Origin of the sequence: Bacillus sp. EB106-08-02-XG196 (genome assembly GCF_013396335.1) — a bacterium.
In the GTDB taxonomy this organism is placed as follows: Bacteria; Bacillota; Bacilli; order Bacillales; family Cytobacillaceae; genus Neobacillus.
The window spans coordinates 140,957-159,469 of sequence record NZ_JABWSY010000013.1 but is presented as its reverse complement, the minus strand read 5'-3'; the positions used below and the strand labels follow the sequence as shown (position 1 = coordinate 159,469).

The window sequence follows — 18,513 nt, the reverse complement described above, 5'->3', positions numbered from 1 at the left end:
ACGGGAATCATTCGAGAGTAATGATTCCCAAACAAGTGGGAAAAGTGGTTAGGCGGGAATCATTCGAGAGTAATGATTCACGAATAAGTGGGAAAAGTCGTTAGACGGGAATCATTCGAGAGTAATGATTCCCAAACAGCAGAATTATCGAGTAAAGCGGGAATCTTTTAAGTTTATTTATGGCCAATATAATAAAAAAAGGAGTAAAAAGGTTTTTAACCTTAAGACTCCCCATTTCTTATTCAAAATTTGAAGAAGGTCCAAACCCTTTTAGTTTAAAGTTTTTTAATAAAACCCTTCGTATAGTCTTTTTAGATAAAACATAACCACACCATTCAAAGATATCCTTTGTAGTGATTTTTCGATCAGGAAAAAGCATTCTATATTCCTTCATATTCCTCATGACAGCTACATCTATGCTTTCCTTACACTTGCAATGTCCGCAAATAAATTTACCATTACAAACTTCCTGAAAAAATGTACGACAATCCGGGCAGATAAGCCCCTTTTTTACTTGTTCAAACGTGTAAGGTGGTAATCGAGAATAAGGAGATTCGATTATATGAAGAGAAGCTAATTGGTTAGCTGTTTTCTGATGTTTTGAATTTAGTTTTATAGGACGTGTGTTTAGTTTTTTCAAGAAGCGGTTTAATTGAGATGGAAAAACAATTGATGGATTGAATGTAGTCATGTATAGGTGAAACTCGGGGTTATTAAAGATTAGATAGGATTCAATTGGATAATTGCAATCAAGTTCTAGGAGTAATTTTTCGAAGCAGCGTTTCACATCGTATCAGCTGGTGAAGTGGATTTTTGAGATTGGGATTGGTTTTGGTAAACCATTTATCATCTTCGAGGTAATAGTCACCTTCATAATATTTCACGTCTAATAAGTGAATCTTTTCGTATGCAATAATCAACGTATCAATTTGAAACTTAGACCCGCGATCTTTCGTTCAAATAATAAGCGGGAAATTATTATTTCTAAAGGTTCTGGCCGTTGTTGAATAATCATATCTCACGCCCTTAATATTATTTTAAAAAACTATAATTTCATTTTATGTAATATTATCCAAGAATACAAGCTTAATAGGTAAATACCATAAACAAAAAGATTGCCAGGAATCCTGTATGGGTCTAAAATATAATTTTGGAACTTGTTATTGTTATTGTAAAGGAGCGTTTTTCATGCCACGTGCCTTATGGCTTTTAATTATTGGGATGGCAGTGAATGTAACAGGTAATTCTTTTCTATGGCCTCTAAATACAATCTATATTCACGATCATTTAGGTAAGTCTTTATCGATGGCTGGGGTTGTTTTAATGTTGAACTCCGCAGCGAGCGTCATTGGAAATCTTTATGGCGGCAGTCTTTTTGATAAAATCGGCGGCTACAAATCTATACTACTAGGAATAGGTATCTCCCTTTCAGCCCTAATTGGATTAACGTTTTGGCATGGCTGGCCAGAATATATTGTTTTCCTTACCATTGTTGGATTTGGCAGTGGAGTCACTTTCCCCGCCATGTATGCGATGGCGGGAATGGTTTGGAAGGAAGGCGGACGTAAAGCCTTTAATGCCGTTTATATTGCGCAGAACCTTGGAGTAGCGGTCGGAGCCGCACTTGGCGGCATTCTTGCAGATTACTCATTTGAGTTAATCTTCCTTGCGAACACCGTTATGTATATTATCTTTTTACTAATCGCTGTTTTTGGCTATAAAGGGATTTCAACTGGTTCGGCTAAACAAGCGAATAGCATTCAGGATGCAGCACTTAAAAAGGAGAGAAAAAATCTATATGCTTTATTGATTTTATGTTCAGGTTATTTGCTATGCTGGGTTGGCTACGTTCAATGGATGACAACGATTGCCTCGTATACTCAGGAAATTAATATTTCATTATCGCAATACAGCCTATTATGGACGATAAATGGTGCACTAATTGTTCTTGGGCAGCCATTATTAAATGGCTTGCTTAAGCGTCTTGCTGCCACGCTAAAGGTGCAAATCCTCATCGGAATTGCTATTTTTATTGTTTCTTTCCTTACAGCAGGAAATGCAAATGCATTTTCAGGATTTCTTGTAGCGATGATTATTTTAACGATTGGCGAAATGTTTATTTGGCCGGCAGTTCCAACAATCGCCTTTGGCTTAGCCCCAAAAGGGCGTGAAGGTTTCTATCAAGGAATCGTCAATAGTACTGCCACAGGCGGAAGGATGATTGGTCCTTTACTCGGAGGTATGCTTGTTGATCTATATAGCATGTCTGCATTATTTTTCGTCTTAATTGGCTTATTCGTTATCGCGATTGTAACAACCCTAACGTATGACCGTATATTAAAATCAGAAAAAAAAGTATCAGATATAAATATGCCGGTCTCATAATGAGTCTGGCTTTTTTATGTTTAAAAATAATTTTTTTGGTCATACTGTTTTAGGTGAATGTTACTTGCATCCTGTTGGGAAATTTAATACAATAACCGTAATACTTTTTATATTTAATGACAGTGAGTAGGAGTAGTAGTGAATCATACCCGTTTATTAGAGAGTTGACGGCTGGTGGAAGTCAACCGGGTACATCATGAACTCGCCTATGAGTTGCAAACATGAAAGAATAGTAATGTTTGCCGTATTCCGCGTTAAGGGTGAATGAAGCGAGTGTTAACAACACTAATGTGGGTGGTACCGCGGGAAGATACATAACAATCCTCTCGTCCCTTTTTGGGATGAGGGGTTTTTTTAATTTTTATTATCTAGCTGCAGCGCCTAGCCCCTCGAGGTCAAATAACCTTCGGCAATAAAAGTCAAGAACGGACTTTTCTTGTCGAAGAACATTTGCTTGTCGGGGCTAAACAAGGCGCTTCCGCTTTTATTTTAAGGAGGCAACACTTATGAGTTTCGATCATCAGCATATTGAGAAAAAGTGGCAAAAGAAATGGGAGACAGAAAAAACATTTAAAACGAGTGAAGAATTTGATAAACCAAAATTCTACGCATTAGATATGTTTCCTTATCCATCGGGAGCAGGGCTGCATGTTGGACACCCTGAAGGTTACACCGCTACAGATATTCTTGCTCGCTTAAAGAGAATGCAAGGGTACAATGTTCTACATCCGATGGGCTGGGATGCTTTCGGTTTACCAGCCGAGCAATATGCATTGGATACTGGAAACGATCCTGCAGAGTTCACAGAGAAGAATATTAACACGTTCCGAAGACAAATTAAATCATTAGGTTTTTCATATGACTGGGACCGGGAAGTAAACACAACGGATCCAGAATATTATAAATGGACGCAATGGATTTTTCTAAAGCTATGGGAAAAGGGTCTTGCTTATATTGATGAAGTAGCTGTTAACTGGTGCCCCGCACTTGGCACAGTGTTAGCCAATGAAGAAGTAATTGATGGGAAAAGTGAGCGCGGCGGGCATCCGGTTGAACGCCGACCAATGAAGCAGTGGATGTTAAAAATTACTGCTTACGGTGATCGTTTGCTTGAGGACTTAGAAGAACTTGACTGGCCAGAGAGTCTTAAAGAAATGCAGCGCAACTGGATTGGCCGTTCCGAAGGTGCTGAAGTAACCTTCAACATTGAGGGCCATGATGAAACATTTACTGTATTCACAACACGTCCAGATACATTATTTGGCGCTACTTATGCGGTTCTTGCTCCAGAGCATTCTTTTGTTAGTAAAATTACGACGAATGAGCAGCGGGCAGCAGTTGAGGCTTATTTAGATAAAGTAAAGACAAAGAGTGACCTTGAACGTACCGATCTTGCGAAAGAAAAAACAGGTGTTTTTACTGGTGCGTATGCGATTAATCCTGCTAATGGCGAAAAAATGCCAATCTGGATTGCGGATTATGTATTAGTTAGCTACGGTACTGGTGCAATCATGGCTGTTCCTGCACATGATGAACGCGACTACGAATTTGCGAAACAATTTGATCTGCCAATTAAGCCAGTTGTCGCAGGAGGAAGTATTGATACTGAAGCCTATACTGGTGATGGTGAACATATTAACTCTGAATTCTTAAATGGATTAAATAAAGAAGAAGGTATTACGAAGATGATTTCTTGGTTGGAAGAGCAAGGAATTGGTACGAAAAAAGTAACCTTCCGTTTACGCGATTGGTTGTTCAGCCGCCAGCGTTATTGGGGTGAGCCGATTCCAATTATCCATTGGGAGGATGGCACAATGACAGCTGTACCGGAAGACCAGCTGCCATTAACCTTACCGATAACAACCAATATCAAACCTTCTGGAACGGGAGAATCACCGCTTGCTGTTATTGAGGATTGGGTAAACGTCTTGGATCCAGAAACAGGCAAGAAGGGTCGCCGTGAAACAAATACAATGCCGCAATGGGCAGGCAGCTGCTGGTATTATTTACGCTATATTGACCCGAAAAATGATCAAGCTCTTGCTTCAAAAGAAAAATTAGATCACTGGCTGCCAGTAGACGTATACATCGGTGGTGCAGAACATGCCGTTCTTCACTTATTGTACGCTCGTTTCTGGCATAAAGTCCTTTATGATATTGGAGTTGTAGCAACGAAAGAACCATTCCAAAAGCTATTCAACCAGGGAATGATTTTAGGTGAAAACAATGAAAAAATGAGTAAATCAAAAGGTAACGTAGTTAATCCTGATGATATCGTCGACAGTCATGGTGCTGATACACTTCGTTTGTATGAAATGTTCATGGGACCGCTTGATGCTTCCATTGCTTGGTCAACAAATGGGCTTGATGGGTCTCGCCGTTTCTTAGATCGTATCTGGCGCTTGATGGTGGAAGAAAATGGAGAGTTAAATCCAAAAATTCAGGCGAATGAAGATGCCTCGAATTTAGAAAAGGTTTATCACCAAACCGTGAAAAAGGTAACCGAGGATTACGAGGGCTTGAGATTTAATACCGCTATTTCGCAAATGATGGTGTTTATTAATGAAGCTTATAAATCAACTGTTCTTCCAAAGCATTATATGGAAGGGTTTGTTAAAATGCTTGCCCCAGTTGCCCCGCATGTTGCTGAAGAACTTTGGGAGAAACTTGGGTTTAGTGGTACTATTTCATACGAAACTTGGCCAGCTTATGATGAGGCTAAATTAGTTGATGATGAAGTTGAAATTGTTATCCAAGTTAACGGAAAAGTAAAGACGAAGCTTAAAGTGCCAACAGATGCCAGCAAAGAAGCATTAGAAGGTATTGCAATGGATGATGATCGAGTAAAGGAACAAATCGAAGGAAAAACCATTCGCAAAGTCATCACCGTTCCTGGTAAACTTGTTAATATCGTAGCTAATTAATTGGGATTCCCCCCTTGTTACAGGGGGGAACTTAACATAGGGGTGTGGAAAAGATGGAAGGAATTCAAATTATTTCACCAGAAGAATTAAAGAAGAAGCTTGAAGAAGGGGAGAAACTTGAGCTTGTCGATGTTAGGGAACATGAAGAGGTAGAGCAAGGAATGATCCCGGGTGCAAAGCATATACGTATGGGCGAGATTCCTGCTAATCTTGATTATTTTGACAAAGAAAAAGAATACATCTTCATTTGCCGCTCCAGCCGAAGAAGTGAAAATGTCTGCTATTATCTACAGGACCAAGGATACAAGGTTCGCAATATGATTGGCGGCATGCTTGAATGGACGGGTGAAACGAAATAAACGATTCCAATGCGGAATCGTTTTTTTTATACCTTTTATTTTTAATTTTCGGAAAAGATGGAAATAATGAAAATAAAAACAGAAAAGGAGATTCATATGATTCAGGTAAAGTTGTTTGACCGTGAACATGAAAAGGATCTAGAAAAGGAAATGAACCGCTTTTTAAAAGGAATTGATGAAAAGCAGTTAATGGATATTAAGTATAATGTAGCTGCCATAACCGAGGATGAAGCGGAAGAACAAATTTACTGTTTTTCGGCTATGATAATCTATCGGGCCTAATAAGATATTAGGCCAGATATTGTTTTTTAGCGGTAAGTGCAGCGTTTGTTCCTGCAAGTCTTCCCGTAACTAACGCTGAAGTAATATTATATCCACCGGTATAACCATGAACATCTAGAATTTCGCCACAAAAGTAGAGTCCCCCCATCAATTTAGACCCCATTGTCTGCGGTTCAATTTCTTTAACTGAGACTCCGCCGCCGGTTACGAATGCTTTCTCCAGCGGTAAAGTACCATTTACTTTAATTAAGAATTGCTTGCAGCTTTTCACAAAGGTACGAATTTTTTCATTTGAAATCGTCGCACCCTGTTCGGAAGGATCAATGTCATTTTGTTCTAACAGAAACAAAAGATATCGTTCAGGAACAAGTCCCTTTAATGTGTTTTTAATGCTTTTTTTCGGCTCACTTTTTACCAGCTTCACAATTTCTTGAAAAAACTCTTCTTCCTTTTTATCCGGTATCACATCTAAGCTCATGGAAACTTCATTTAATTTCCACTTTTTCATTGCTTTCACAACGAATTGACTGCAGCGAAGAACGGCAGGACCACTTAGTCCAAAATGGGTAAAAATCATATCCATCCTATGAGTTATAATGGCTTTCACTTTTGGATTCAAAACACTTAGCTCGATATCTCTTAATGATAGACCTTGTAGTGATTTATTTTTGATGAAAGGTTCATTTGAGGTGACAGGCACCTCAGTCGGAAACAGTTCTGTAATCGTATGTCCGGCTTTCTTTGCCCAGGCATAACCGTCACCTGTAGAGCCTGTATGGGGAACAGATTTCCCTCCGACTGCTATAACAACTGATTTTGTTTCAATTTCAGTACCGTTTTTTAATATTACGGAAGTTACACGTCCTTCTTTATAAGTAAGGTCTGCAACCGGGCTATTTTTGTATACTTTGACCTTTAGCTTCTCTAATTGATCTAATAGGGCATCCACGACAGATTGTGCTTTATTAGATACAGGGAACATTCGGCCGTGGTCTTCCTCCTTTAACTCAATTCCTAACTTTTCAAAGAACTTAATAATATCTTCATTACTAAAAATAGAAAAGGCACTGTATAAAAATTTCCCGTTACCAGGTAAGTGCTTGATAATTTCCTCAACAGGGAGTCGATTGGTAACATTACAGCGGCCGCCGCCAGAAATGGCGAGCTTCCTGCCTAGTTTGTCTCCTTTATCAATTAATAGGACCTTTAAACCTTTTTCGCCAGCTGCAATCGCCGCCATTAAACCTGAAGGTCCGCCTCCAATAACAACAACATCGTATATCATACTTTCACCAACTTTATGTATATTCAACTTAATTTTTAATCCTGCGCATTATTCCATTATAAACATCCTTATTGAAAAGAAAACGAAAAGTCATCCATTTTTACGAAAATTAACTATGCTGTTAGTAGCATCACAGCCCAAAGAGTTGTAAACTACTAATAGTGTGCAAAAATAGCCGATATAAACTTTGCTCATATGCGCACAAACTTTTTCTTCACTGGGAAGGGATTCTAATTTTATGTCGTCTAAGCTTATAAGAGGAACATTTATTTTAACATTGGGTACGATTATATCCAAGATTCTTGGCTTACTGTATGTTATACCCTTTTATCAAATTGTAGGTTCAGAAGGAACAGCATTGTATCAATATTCATACATACCCTACACGATCTTTATAAGTATTGCCACGGCAGGTGTGCCGCTAGCCGTTTCAAAATTCATTTCTAAATATAATGCACTCGAAGAATATGCAGTTGGCCGTAAATTGTTTAAATCTGGACTAGTCATGATGCTATTGACTGGTATTGCTTCTTTTTTAATACTGTATTTATCCGCGCCGCTTATAGCTGACATGATTATCTCAAAGGAAGAGGATGTCGGTTCAAGAGCAAAGGATATTATTACGGTTATCCGCGCTGTGAGCTTTGCCTTAATTGTGATTCCGTTCATGAGTTTAATTAGAGGGTTCTTTCAGGGACATCAATCAATGGGACCGTCCGCAGTTTCCCAAGTGGTGGAACAGATTGTCCGGATTGCTTTCACACTTGCAGGAGCCTTTATCGTTATAAACTTTTTAAATGGAAGTATCGTAACAGCTGTAAGTGTGGCGACCTTTGCCGCGTTTGTTGGGGCAATTGGGAGTCTGGTGGTTTTATTTTGGTACTGGTATAAACGGAAACCACATTTAGACCAGCTTCTCGAACAAGATAGAGGAACTGCAAAGGTTTCCTTGAGAGAAATCTATAAAGAAATCCTAATCTACGCTGCTCCCTTTGTATTTGTTGGAATTGCCAACCCATTATTTCAAGCAATCGATCAAGTCACCTTTACAAGGGCAATGCAGGATATTGGCCACAGTTTCAAGGCGGCTGATGCAGCATTTTCTATTTTAAATTTTGAATCACATAAAATCGTTATTATCCCTGTTTCCCTCGCAACAGGATTCTCCTTGGCTCTTGTCCCAAGTATCACGAAGGCTTTTGTAGATAATGATCGAAAAGGGTTAAAACAGCAGCTAAATCAGACCTTTCAAGTATTATTATTCTTAACACTGCCAGCAGCAATCGGTCTTTCTCTATTAGCAGAACCTATCTATACCGTATTTTACGAGTATAAGCCGATGGGGTCTGAAGTATTAAGAGCCTATGCACCAGTTGGAATTCTTTTTTCTTTATTTTTAGTAACGAGTTCCATTCTACAGGGAATCAATGAACAACGATGGACAGTATTAAGTTTGTTAGTAGGATTACTTATTAAATTATCGCTAAATATTTCTCTTATTTCTATGTTTGAAACAAAAGGCGCGGTATACGCAACAGCACTTGGATACGTCGGAGCCATATTGATTCAATTATTTGTTATAAAAAGTTATGCAAAATACCCATTTTTATTTGTGTGGAGAAGGAGCTTGTTAATCGTTATTTTTGCTGGAGTCATGTGGGCTGGGACCGAAATCGTTTATCAGCTGCTTTTGTTATTTTTAACTCCAGATTCCAAGTTTCAGTCGCTCTTAATTATTTTCGTTTGTGCTGCGATTGGAGCGGTAATCTATTTTTACTTAGGATTAAAATCCGGACTTGTTAACAAACTATTTGGTGACAGGGTTGACACCATCAAGCGAAAATTAAGATTAACGAATTAACTCCTAAAAATGAAGGAGGATCACGTTTTGAGAATTGATAAAATGCTTGCTAATCTTGGCTATGGAAGCCGAAAAGAAGTGAAGCAGCTTCTAAAAAGCGGTGCAGTCAAAATCGATGATGTAATCGTGAAGGATGCGAAACAGCACGTAGATACAGCTAAACAAATTGTTACGTTAAATGGAGAAATCATTGAATATAGAGAGTTTATCTACTTAATGATGAACAAACCTCATGGAGTATTGTCAGCCACCGAGGACAGTGTTGGGGAAACGGTAATCGACTTACTCGAACTCGAAGACCAGGTTTATGAGCCATTCCCGGTCGGAAGGTTGGATAAGGATACAGAAGGTTTGTTGCTAATTACAAATGATGGCCAATTAGCTCACAGGTTGTTATCCCCAAAAAAACATGTTCCCAAGACCTATTTTGCGGTGATAGACCAGGAAGTAACCGATGAAGACGTAAAGGCATTTGCAGAGGGAGTTACCCTCGATGATGGGTACGAAGCAAAACCAGGAGAGTTGAAAATTTTAAAGTCTGGCATTCGCTCCGATATTGAGCTGACGATAACCGAGGGAAAGTTCCATCAAGTGAAAAGAATGTTCGAAGCTGTTGGAAAAAAAGTCATTTACTTGAAACGGATTTCCATGGGGCCATTGCCATTAGACGAATCCCTAGAGCTCGGAGAATATCGGGAATTGACCGATGAAGAAGTAGAATTGCTTAAGGAGTATCAAGTAGTATAAGAAATTTAAGCTAATTACAAAACTTGAAGCGTTCATAAAGCCTGAAATCAGGGGATATTTGAAGAAGTGGTCACCATGGAGCGTTCATGAAGCCCAAAATCAGAGGAAAATCGAAAAAGTAGTCATCATGAAGTTCTTGAAGCCTAAAAATTTTCAAATTTAAATAAGTTTATACAAATAATTAAGGACAAGGCGATAGGCCTTGTCCTTTTTAGTTCTATGCTTGTAGGAAAGAAGTTAACATCCAATTATGCTTGCTTAGTTTTTCAATTAATTCTGTGAACATATCACTCGTAACCTCATCATTCTCCATTTCGGCTGCTTCTTTACCGGTCTTTAATTCTGAAATGAGTCTTGAGAAATCATTAACAATGGCTTGTACCATTTCTTCCGCTGTTAGAATATCAGTTGTTTCTTCAACAGTTGCAAATTCGATGTATTCTCTTAGTGTTGAAATGGGCATTCCACCTGTAATTAATAAACGTTCAGCTAATTCATCGATTGTTCCTGCAGCTTCTTCGTACAATTCCTCAAATTTTGCATGTAAGGTGAAGAATTGTGGTCCTTTAACATACCAGTGGAAACGGTGTAGCTTTGTATATAGTACATTCCAGTTTGCGAGTTGTTGATTCATCACTTGTTCTAATGTTAATGTTTGTGTCATTGTTCATTCCTCCTAATTTCTTATCTGAATTAATTATAACACATGTTATATAAAAGTAAATATTAAATTATAATAATTATAAATAACAAATTTGAAATGTCCTCTTATAAAAATAAGTAACAATATATAAAAATGGGTAATCTAAAAATATTTACTACACTATCCCGCATTTTGAAAATCCAAAAGGGGGAAGCATCATGAAACTGACACCAAAGGAAACCATCGAATTACATGGTTTTAATAATTTAACCAAATCGTTAAGCTTCAATATGTACGATATCTGTTACACAAGAACAAGGGATGAGCGTGAGGCATATTTAAAGTATATTGATGAGCAATACAGTGCGGAAAGATTACAAAAGATATTAACTCATGTATCAGATATTATTGGTGCACATGTATTAAATGTAGCGAGTCAGGATTTTGAACCAGCAGGTGCAAGTGTTACCCTTCTTGTCTCAGAGGGCCCTGTTGAAAATGCCCCTTCCGAACATTTTGAGGAGTCACCAGGACCGCTTCCAGAATCGGTGGTTATGCAGTTGGATAAGAGTCATATTACGGTTCATACATACCCTGAATATCACCCGGATGAAGGTATTAGTACATTCAGGGCAGACATTGATGTATCAACTTGTGGAGAAATTTCACCGCTAAAAGCGCTGCATTATCTTATTCGTTCATTTGAAACAGACGTCATGACGATCGATTACCGGGTCCGCGGTTTTACAAGAGATAAGGATGGATATAAATTATTTATCGATCATGAGATTAGCTCAATCCAAAATTATATTCCCGAGGACGTTGGTGAATTATTCGACATGATTGACGTAAATGTGTATCAAGAAAATATCTTCCATACAAAATGCAAGCTTCGGGAGTTTGATTTAAATAACTATTTATTTGGCTATAAAAAAGAAACATTACATCCAGAAGAACTTATCGAAATTACCGAGAGAATAAAGCTGGAAATGGATGAAATCTTTTATGGCAAAAATATTGTGCAATAAATGACTGTATTACTTATCGCGTTAATATATCGAATCGTAGCCAAAAAGAAAGTTCGCAGCAGCCTTACGAAAAAGTAAGACTGCTTTTTTTCGTCTATGGTGTAAAATGGTATTCAAAGGAAATTATTTTATTTAGCAGGAGAAAATTATGTTTTTAAAAAAAGTTACTTTATTAAATGAAAAGATTCCAACCAAAGACCACTATCCCTTTTCTATCCCATCAATTGCAAGCCTCAATGAAATCAAGTTAGATTGTAACGTTACCTTCTTTGTAGGCGAGAATGGATCCGGTAAATCTACTTTATTAGAAGCAATAGCGGACAAATGTGGCTTTAATACAGCTGGCGGCGGCAGAAATAATTCTTATGATGTTTATGAAACAGATTCAGAACTCACTGAGTACCTTAGACTCTCCTGGATGCCAAAAGTAATGAATGGTTTCTTTTTACGTGCAGAATCGTTTTATCATTTTGCTACCCATATTGATGAAGTGGATGACAATGGATTTAAAGATTACGGTGGAAAATCGTTGTTACAACAATCGCATGGAGAATCCTTTTTGTCACTATTTTTAAATCGATTTAATGGGGAAGCCATTTATCTGTTAGATGAACCAGAGGCTGCATTATCCCCTGCCAGGCAATTAACCCTTCTGAAAATCATCCATGACCTTGAAACACAAGGGGATGCCCAGTTCATCATTGCCACTCATTCTCCTATTCTATTGGGGTATCCAGATGCAGACATCTATAGCTTTGATCACGGGCAAATTTCAAAGATAAACTATGAAGATACAGACCATTTTAATATTACAAAATATTTTTTGGAAAATAGAAAAAGATTTCTCTATGAACTCTTTAAAGAGGATGAATAACAAAAAAAGTGATATCCAAAACGGATATCACTTTTGCTTAGCTATAAATGATAGGACTACCACCATTCCAACTATTACTAGGGAAACGGTTGAGCCGATGACATTGTTTGGATTTAAAATAAACCCAATAAAGATTAGACTTAATGCTACGATAGCGATGGCTGTTGTAAATGGAAACCATTTTACCTGAAAAGAAGGCATAACCTTGTACTGCGGTCTCAGCTTTAAATGGGCGGAACAAATCCCTATCCAAACCATCATAATCGTGAAACCAGGGATGGTCATAAAGTAACTAATGATATTACTAGGACTGATATACGCTAAGAAAACACCGACTAATAGACAGAGCGTTGTAATCATAAGTCCAGTAACGGGAATGCCGTTTCTTGAGGTTTTCATTAATGCTTTCGGTGCAACTCCGCTTTTTGCCATTGAAAATAGCGTTCGAGATGTTGCATATATTCCCGAGTTTGCAGCTGATAGGACAGCCGTTAATAGGATGAAGTTCATAACATGTGCGGCTCCAGGAAGCCCTGTTATAGTAAAAACTTGAACGAAGGGACTGTCTTGACCTGTTACTTGATTCCAAGGCATTATTCCGCAAATAATTAAGATGGGGAAGATATAAAAAATAATAACCCGCCAAACTGCACCCTTAATGATACTTGGCATAACACGCTCTGCATCCTTGGTCTCTGTGACAGCGACCCCAATTAACTCAGCTCCGCCATATGAAAACATAACGACTAAAAAGGCACTGAACATTCCACTCAATCCATGGGGAAAGAAACCGCCATGTGCTGTGTAATTTGCAAGAGGATCCTCAATATTACTAGGAAATACACCAAATATTATGAGTGCGCCTAAAAGGATAAAAGCGACTAATGCGACTATTTTTATCCCTGCAAACCAAAACTCAAGCTCCCCATAATATTTAACAGGGAATAAATTTATCGCAATGATTACTACTGCACATAGCAGACTAAGTAGCCATAGTGGAATAGAAGGATACCAAAATTGCAAAAAACTTCCTGCAGCTAATAATTCAACAGTTATAACAATGATCCAGTTAATCCAATATAACCAGCCAGTAATAAATGACAGCTTGAAACCAAATGCTCGATAAAGAAGCAATTGTACATTGTGATTTGGAAATGCAATGGCCATCTCGCCTAAAGCAGCCATTACAATGAATAATAATAGTCCACCGATTAGATAGGTAAAGATAACACTGGGTCCCGCAATACTTAACGTATCGGAACTTCCTTTAAAAATACCTGTACCAATCATCCCAGCTAATGCAATAAACTGTACATGCCTTGGCAGTAATCCTTTTTTTAACTCATGCTGATTATTTTCCATGTTGGTCCTGCCTTTATTAATAAAATTGTCACTCTTTTACACAAACGCTTTTAAGTGTTAAAGTGTTATACTAATATATCATAATATAATAGATATTCAACCTTATTTTATAAAAAAAAGCAACCAAGCACGCGAGATTATCGCATGCTTGGCTGCTTTTTTGTTTATTCATATATTTACGAAGACATTTTTACTTTCTTTTCTGTTATGGTCCATTTTCCGCGGCTTGGGCTTATTACCAAGTCATTATAGGCTAAGACATTTAAATCTCGTTGTATGGTGCGAGGAGTGATACCAAATTCCTCTACAAGTTCTTGCGTCGTGACTGTGCCTTTATTACGAATAAACATGTAGATGCATTTGATGCGGTTTAACATCCGGTTAGTCGAAGGTTTCAAAAAACCACTCCCTATCCTTTTTTCAAACCTATGGCAATATCCTGCTACCGACAGCCTCTTTGATTAGTATGTAATTTTCTTTCCGCAGACAACTCCTTTATTAATAAATAGTTGCAGTGGATACCCTGATGACTTACATATATTGTACCCGTAATTTCTGAAAATTTCCACCATTAGAGAATTTTTTACATAAAAATCATCATTTCTTTACAATTATTGTTCGGCTTTTCACCTCTCTTGCATGATTCTTACTATAGTCTATGGTTATAAATGTTAAGATTATGACAAATTAATTGAATTTTTAGTAAATTTAACAAAAAAACCATAACGGATATTATTTCGTTTTTTGGGTGAATATTGATAAAATATTTGCATGGATATAAATAACAAATGCAGGTATGAAGGGGACAACATAATTGACGAAGCTTATTTGGATGGATGAGGTAGAAAAAAGAAAGGATGACTTGTTAAGAGATACCCAGAATTTATTACATATAAAGAGTCTATTAGATGAAGAAAATACTTTTACAGAGGCTCCTCTTGGAAAAGGTGTAAAAGAAGCATTAGATTTTATGCTCTCTCTTGGTGAGAAGGATGGGTTTATACCAAAGAATGTGGGGAATTTAGCAGGACATCTAGAATTTGGAGAAGGGGAGGAGCTCCTCGGTATCCTCTGCCACGTTGATGTAGTTCCAGAAGGTGATGGCTGGACGAGTGACCCGTTTGCTGCTGAAATTAGCGATGGGAAAATCTTTGCTCGTGGTGCTGTTGATGATAAGGGACCAACAATGGCTGCTTACTATGCAATGAAAATAGTCAAGGAACTCGGACTGCCTGTAAATAAGCGTATTAGAATGATTATCGGAACCGATGAAGAAAGCGACTGGAGATGTGTAGATCACTATTTTGAGAATGAAGAAATGCCTGCTCTAGGTTTTGCACCTGATGCTGACTTTCCAATCATAAATGCTGAAAAAGGGATTGCTGATATTGATATCATTCAGAATCTTCCTGTTGAAGAAGTTGGAATAGGTAATATTGAAGTTCTAAGCTTTACCTCCGGAAAACGGTACAACATGGTTCCTGACCATGCAACGGTGACACTAAACATCATTGGAAATCAAATGGATGTTGTACAGAGATTCACAGATTTCATGAAGCTGCACCAATTAGAATACCAGTCACATGTTGAAAACGGGGAGTTAATTCTTGAGGTTAAGGGAGTATCAGCACATGGAATGGAGCCTAAGAAGGGAATTAATGCAGGTTTATTTTTAGGGGAATTTCTTTCAAAACTAGATCTAAATCCTTCAGCTTCTGATTATTTCAAATTCGTTTCCCGCTATTTCTTTAATGATTCCAGAGGAGTGAGCCTAGGCGTAGCATACTCTGATGAAGTTTCAGGTGAATTAACACTCAATCCTGGGAAACTTTCATACTCTCGGCAATCAGGTGGCAGCGTAGGGTTGACTTGTAGATATCCAGTTACAAATAAAATGGATGAAACCAAGAAAAAGCTGGATGAACTTTTAGAGGTAGAAAGCTTTGCGATAAAAAAATTCAAAGATACAAAGCCGCATTATGTGGATGAAAATGAATTCTTAATCCAAACCTTGAAAAAGGTTTATGAAGAACAAACGGGAGAAAAGTCATATTTAATAGCGATTGGCGGCGGAACGTACGCACGTTCATTAAAATCAGGAGTGGCATTCGGCCCCTTATTTCCAGGAAGACCGGACATTGCCCACCAAAAAGATGAATATATTGAAATCGATGACCTATTAAAAGCTACCGCTATTTACGCTCAGGCAATCTATGAATTGGCTAAGTAGCAGAAAATAAAAAGGGGAATGAACACATGGAATTTGCATTATTAAATGGGGAAATTATTGAGCGTTCGGAAGCCAAGGTTGATGTAGAAGACCGTGGTTATCAGTTTGGTGATGGGGTGTACGAAGTAATTCGTATCTACAATGGAAAAATGTTTACAATTAATGAACATTTAAAAAGATTTGTGAAAAGTGCTGAGAGCATAGGGATTTCAATCCCATGTACGAGTCTGCAATTATCAGAAATGTTAGAGGAACTTCTTATTAAAAACAATCTTGTAACAGGCAATATCTATATGCAGGTTACTAGAGGGACTGCACCAAGAAATCATGTATTTCCAACTGGAAATGTAGTGCCAACACTTGTCGCTTATACGATAAAGGGAGTTAGACCACTGGATAGTCTAAAATCAGGAGTAAAAGCAATCTTGACGGAGGATATTCGCTGGCTTCGCTGTGATATAAAAAGCCTAAATTTGCTTGGAAATCTATTAGCAAAACAAAAAGCCAGTGAGCAGGGCTGTTTCGAAGCGATTCAGCACCGCGGTCAGGATGTCACCGAAGGCAGTTCTTCTAATATTTTTATCGTTAAAAATGGAAGTGTCATAACCCATGAATCAAACAACCTAATATTAAAAGGAATAACAAAAGATGTGATTTTGGATATTTGTTTAAAAAATAATATCAAGGTGCAGGAACGGACATTCTCTTTGGCTGAACTGGAAGATGCTGAGGAAGTATTCTTGTCTAGTACAACATCTGAAGTTATGCCCATAATCGAAATTAACGGAAAGAAAATTCGAACAGGTGTCCCTGGACCAATCACTAAAAGATTACAAGGATTATTTGAAAAAGAAATTGAAAAGCAATGTGGTCTACTTGTGGATAAAGTAATTTAGAATGAGAGCGTGCACTGTCTGGTGCACGTTTTCTTTTGTATTAAGCTATAAAATACATACTTGATGTAAAAAATAGTCTAAAATAAGAAAAGGAATGATAAGTATAATGCAGCAAACACATTTTTTCTTTGCCGTTAAAATTCCAGAAGAAATAAAATTACTCATAAAAGAAAAATGCGATAAATTAAAAGAAATCTTCCCATTTAGCACCTGGGTTCATCATGAAGATTTGCATATTACATTAGCTTTTCTTGGCAATGCACCTTCTGAAAAACTGTCCAATGCAGTCGGTAATGTTAATGCAGCCTTAAGCGGGAGAAACGGATTTTATTTAGAAATGAACAAGCTGGGAACCTTCGGAAAAGAAGAATCACCCCGTATTTTTTGGCTTGACACAAAGGAAAGTAATGAGCTTGAGGCCGTGAGGAAGAAAGTGTTTACAGCTTGCACAGAGGCGGGTTTTCAACTCGAAACTAGACACTTTAAACCTCACATTACCCTTGCCCGAAAGTGGAAGGGAGATCAACACTTTCATAAAAAACTCTTGGATGTGTGGATAGAGCTTCAGCCAGAACCACTCCTATTTAACATAAGCGAGGTAGTTTTATACCAAACTCATCTTGATAAGACACCGAAATACGAGCCGAAAAAAATATACCTATTAGAATAAGAGATAAATTAACGTGGTAAAGGTTGGTTGTATGAAACAAATCTATTTTATTATCAATCCAAAGGCTAGGAATGGCTACAGTTTAAAGGTCTGGGGAAAAGTTGAAACAAAACTAATGGATGATAAGATTCCTTACTTGGCTTTCTTTACAGAATACCATGGTCATGCAATCAAGCTAGCTGCACAAATTGCTGAGAAGAATAATGAGCAAATAGTCATTATTGCAGTCGGCGGTGACGGAACAATAAGCGAAGTCATGAATGGGATTGCAAAATATAACAATATCACTCTGGGATTTGTGCCTGGAGGCTCCGGAAATGATTTCTCGAGAGGGTTTCAAATTCCGGCAAATCCCGAAGAGGCATTAAAAGTGATTCTTAGATTAATGAATGAGGAAGTACCTTCCATAGATATTGGAAAGATTACTAGGGAAGATCATTCTGAGCATTATTTTATAAATAATATGGGGGCAGGATTTGACGCTTTAGTTTCTTATGAAGTAAACCACTCTAAAGTAAAAGCATGGCTAAATAAATTATCTTTAGGGCGCTTGGTTTATGTGTATTTTTTACTTAAAAAACTCTTTTCTTATAAATGCTCCACAATTGATTTATCAATTGACGGTAAAAGGCATATACTTGAACAAACATGGTTTGTAACTGTTTCCAATCAACCCTATTATGGGGGAGGAATGATGATTGCACCTGATGCAGTCCCAGGTGATGGTCTCTTAGATATTACAGTAGTTCATAGATTATCAAGGTTAAAGTTATTATTGGTTTTTATTAGTGTATTTTGGGGTAAACATGTCCATTTTAAAGAAGTAAAAACATTCAAAGGACAAATGGTTACCATTCAATCCTCATCCTTATTATTTGTCCACGCTGACGGTGAAGATATTGGATTTACTCCTCTAAATATTCATATTCAAGCAAAAACACTTAAAGTATTAACGAGGGTGTGAAGT

Annotated in this window: 17 protein-coding genes, 1 pseudogene and 1 other annotated feature; of the genes and pseudogenes, 12 read left to right on the top strand and 6 right to left on the bottom strand. The window is 37.7% G+C overall.

What is annotated here, in order from left to right:
• Positions 1-238: 238 nt before the first annotated feature.
• Both MLOOGBEN_RS28965 and MLOOGBEN_RS29750 read right to left on the bottom strand, forming a co-directional pair.
• A complete protein-coding gene (locus MLOOGBEN_RS28965; protein WP_218781263.1) occupies positions 239-640 on the bottom strand; it encodes a hypothetical protein in 402 nt (133 codons plus the stop codon).
• A 109-nt stretch (positions 641-749) separates the two neighbouring features.
• Positions 750-935 (bottom strand): annotated as a pseudogene (locus MLOOGBEN_RS29750) (nuclease-related domain-containing protein); the annotation flags it as partial.
• A 253-nt stretch (positions 936-1,188) separates the two neighbouring features.
• On the opposite strand from MLOOGBEN_RS29750, the gene MLOOGBEN_RS20365 reads away from it, so the two are divergent.
• The 4 genes from MLOOGBEN_RS20365 to MLOOGBEN_RS20350 all read left to right on the top strand — a co-directional run bounded on the left by MLOOGBEN_RS20365 (position 1,189) and on the right by MLOOGBEN_RS20350 (position 5,950).
• Positions 1,189-2,385 carry an MDR family MFS transporter gene (locus MLOOGBEN_RS20365; protein ID WP_179160107.1) on the top strand — a complete coding sequence of 399 codons (1,197 nt, stop codon included), beginning with the start codon at positions 1,189-1,191 and terminating at the stop codon, positions 2,383-2,385.
• Positions 2,386-2,498: 113 nt separating this feature from the next.
• Positions 2,499-2,722 (top strand) — a binding site (T-box leader).
• Positions 2,723-2,891: 169 nt separating this feature from the next.
• Positions 2,892-5,309 (top strand): leucine--tRNA ligase, encoded by a 2,418-nt coding sequence (gene leuS, locus MLOOGBEN_RS20360; protein WP_179160106.1) that lies wholly within the window; start codon positions 2,892-2,894, stop codon positions 5,307-5,309.
• Between the two features lie 53 nt (positions 5,310-5,362).
• Positions 5,363-5,668: a rhodanese-like domain-containing protein gene (locus tag MLOOGBEN_RS20355; RefSeq protein ID WP_179160105.1), complete on the top strand. Its 306-nt coding sequence runs from the start codon at positions 5,363-5,365 to the stop codon at positions 5,666-5,668.
• A 96-nt stretch (positions 5,669-5,764) separates the two neighbouring features.
• Entirely contained in the window at positions 5,765-5,950 is a 186-nt protein-coding gene (locus tag MLOOGBEN_RS20350; protein ID WP_179160104.1) for a sporulation protein Cse60, read from the top strand.
• 7 nt (positions 5,951-5,957) lie between these two features.
• Here MLOOGBEN_RS20350 and MLOOGBEN_RS20345 read toward each other — a convergent pair whose 3' ends face one another.
• Positions 5,958-7,235 carry a BaiN/RdsA family NAD(P)/FAD-dependent oxidoreductase gene (locus MLOOGBEN_RS20345; RefSeq protein WP_179160151.1) on the bottom strand — a complete coding sequence of 426 codons (1,278 nt, stop codon included), beginning with the start codon at positions 7,233-7,235 and terminating at the stop codon, positions 5,958-5,960.
• Between the two features lie 238 nt (positions 7,236-7,473).
• Here MLOOGBEN_RS20345 and MLOOGBEN_RS20340 point away from each other — a divergent pair, with 238 nt between their 5' ends.
• Both MLOOGBEN_RS20340 and MLOOGBEN_RS20335 read left to right on the top strand, forming a co-directional pair.
• Positions 7,474-9,096, top strand: coding sequence for a putative polysaccharide biosynthesis protein (locus tag MLOOGBEN_RS20340; RefSeq protein WP_179160103.1), 1,623 nt, complete (start codon positions 7,474-7,476; stop codon positions 9,094-9,096).
• A 27-nt stretch (positions 9,097-9,123) separates the two neighbouring features.
• Positions 9,124-9,843 (top strand): pseudouridine synthase, encoded by a 720-nt coding sequence (locus MLOOGBEN_RS20335; protein WP_179160102.1) that lies wholly within the window; start codon positions 9,124-9,126, stop codon positions 9,841-9,843.
• A 217-nt stretch (positions 9,844-10,060) separates the two neighbouring features.
• On the opposite strand, the gene MLOOGBEN_RS20330 is transcribed toward MLOOGBEN_RS20335, so the two are convergent.
• The gene (locus MLOOGBEN_RS20330; RefSeq protein ID WP_179160101.1) at positions 10,061-10,507 is read right to left on the bottom strand and encodes a Dps family protein; all 447 of its coding nucleotides are present in this window, start codon (positions 10,505-10,507) and stop codon (positions 10,061-10,063) included.
• A 197-nt stretch (positions 10,508-10,704) separates the two neighbouring features.
• Here MLOOGBEN_RS20330 and speD point away from each other — a divergent pair, with 197 nt between their 5' ends.
• A complete protein-coding gene (speD, locus tag MLOOGBEN_RS20325; RefSeq protein WP_179160100.1) occupies positions 10,705-11,514 on the top strand; it encodes an adenosylmethionine decarboxylase in 810 nt (269 codons plus the stop codon).
• A 148-nt stretch (positions 11,515-11,662) separates the two neighbouring features.
• On the top strand, positions 11,663-12,388 hold the full coding sequence (locus tag MLOOGBEN_RS20320; RefSeq protein ID WP_179160099.1) for an AAA family ATPase: 726 nt from the start codon (positions 11,663-11,665) through the stop codon (positions 12,386-12,388).
• Positions 12,389-12,415: 27 nt separating this feature from the next.
• On the opposite strand, the gene MLOOGBEN_RS20315 is transcribed toward MLOOGBEN_RS20320, so the two are convergent.
• Complete coding sequence (locus MLOOGBEN_RS20315; RefSeq protein ID WP_179160098.1) at positions 12,416-13,750, bottom strand: amino acid permease; 1,335 nt, start codon at positions 13,748-13,750, stop codon at positions 12,416-12,418.
• 176 nt (positions 13,751-13,926) lie between these two features.
• Positions 13,927-14,148, bottom strand: a complete 222-nt coding sequence (locus MLOOGBEN_RS20310) for a DeoR family transcriptional regulator (protein ID WP_179160097.1) — start codon at positions 14,146-14,148, stop codon at positions 13,927-13,929.
• A 416-nt stretch (positions 14,149-14,564) separates the two neighbouring features.
• Between MLOOGBEN_RS20310 and pepV the strand changes: the two genes are divergently transcribed.
• The 4 genes from pepV (at position 14,565) to MLOOGBEN_RS20290 (ending at position 18,510) form a co-directional block, all read left to right on the top strand.
• Positions 14,565-15,980, top strand: coding sequence for a dipeptidase PepV (pepV, locus tag MLOOGBEN_RS20305; RefSeq protein ID WP_256989198.1), 1,416 nt, complete (start codon positions 14,565-14,567; stop codon positions 15,978-15,980).
• A gap of 26 nt (positions 15,981-16,006) precedes the next feature.
• Positions 16,007-16,876: a D-amino-acid transaminase gene (gene dat / locus MLOOGBEN_RS20300; RefSeq protein WP_179160096.1), complete on the top strand. Its 870-nt coding sequence runs from the start codon at positions 16,007-16,009 to the stop codon at positions 16,874-16,876.
• A 106-nt stretch (positions 16,877-16,982) separates the two neighbouring features.
• On the top strand, positions 16,983-17,546 hold the full coding sequence (gene thpR / locus MLOOGBEN_RS20295) for an RNA 2',3'-cyclic phosphodiesterase (RefSeq protein WP_256989197.1): 564 nt from the start codon (positions 16,983-16,985) through the stop codon (positions 17,544-17,546).
• Positions 17,547-17,577: 31 nt separating this feature from the next.
• Positions 17,578-18,510 (top strand): diacylglycerol/lipid kinase family protein, encoded by a 933-nt coding sequence (locus MLOOGBEN_RS20290; protein WP_179160094.1) that lies wholly within the window; start codon positions 17,578-17,580, stop codon positions 18,508-18,510.
• Positions 18,511-18,513: the final 3 nt, after the last annotated feature.

Coding starts and splice junctions, on each gene's coding strand:
- MLOOGBEN_RS20365 (WP_179160107.1), top strand. CDS start 1,189: ATGCCACGTGCCTTATGGCTTTTAATTATTGGGATGGCAGTGAATGTA.
- leuS (WP_179160106.1), top strand. CDS start 2,892: ATGAGTTTCGATCATCAGCATATTGAGAAAAAGTGGCAAAAGAAATGG.
- MLOOGBEN_RS20355 (WP_179160105.1), top strand. CDS start 5,363: ATGGAAGGAATTCAAATTATTTCACCAGAAGAATTAAAGAAGAAGCTT.
- MLOOGBEN_RS20350 (WP_179160104.1), top strand. CDS start 5,765: ATGATTCAGGTAAAGTTGTTTGACCGTGAACATGAAAAGGATCTAGAA.
- MLOOGBEN_RS20345 (WP_179160151.1), bottom strand. CDS start 7,235: ATGATATACGATGTTGTTGTTATTGGAGGCGGACCTTCAGGTTTAATG.
- MLOOGBEN_RS20340 (WP_179160103.1), top strand. CDS start 7,474: ATGTCGTCTAAGCTTATAAGAGGAACATTTATTTTAACATTGGGTACG.
- MLOOGBEN_RS20330 (WP_179160101.1), bottom strand. CDS start 10,507: ATGACACAAACATTAACATTAGAACAAGTGATGAATCAACAACTCGCA.
- speD (WP_179160100.1), top strand. CDS start 10,705: ATGAAACTGACACCAAAGGAAACCATCGAATTACATGGTTTTAATAAT.
- MLOOGBEN_RS20320 (WP_179160099.1), top strand. CDS start 11,663: ATGTTTTTAAAAAAAGTTACTTTATTAAATGAAAAGATTCCAACCAAA.
- MLOOGBEN_RS20315 (WP_179160098.1), bottom strand. CDS start 13,750: ATGGAAAATAATCAGCATGAGTTAAAAAAAGGATTACTGCCAAGGCAT.
- dat (WP_179160096.1), top strand. CDS start 16,007: ATGGAATTTGCATTATTAAATGGGGAAATTATTGAGCGTTCGGAAGCC.
- thpR (WP_256989197.1), top strand. CDS start 16,983: ATGCAGCAAACACATTTTTTCTTTGCCGTTAAAATTCCAGAAGAAATA.
- MLOOGBEN_RS20290 (WP_179160094.1), top strand. CDS start 17,578: ATGAAACAAATCTATTTTATTATCAATCCAAAGGCTAGGAATGGCTAC.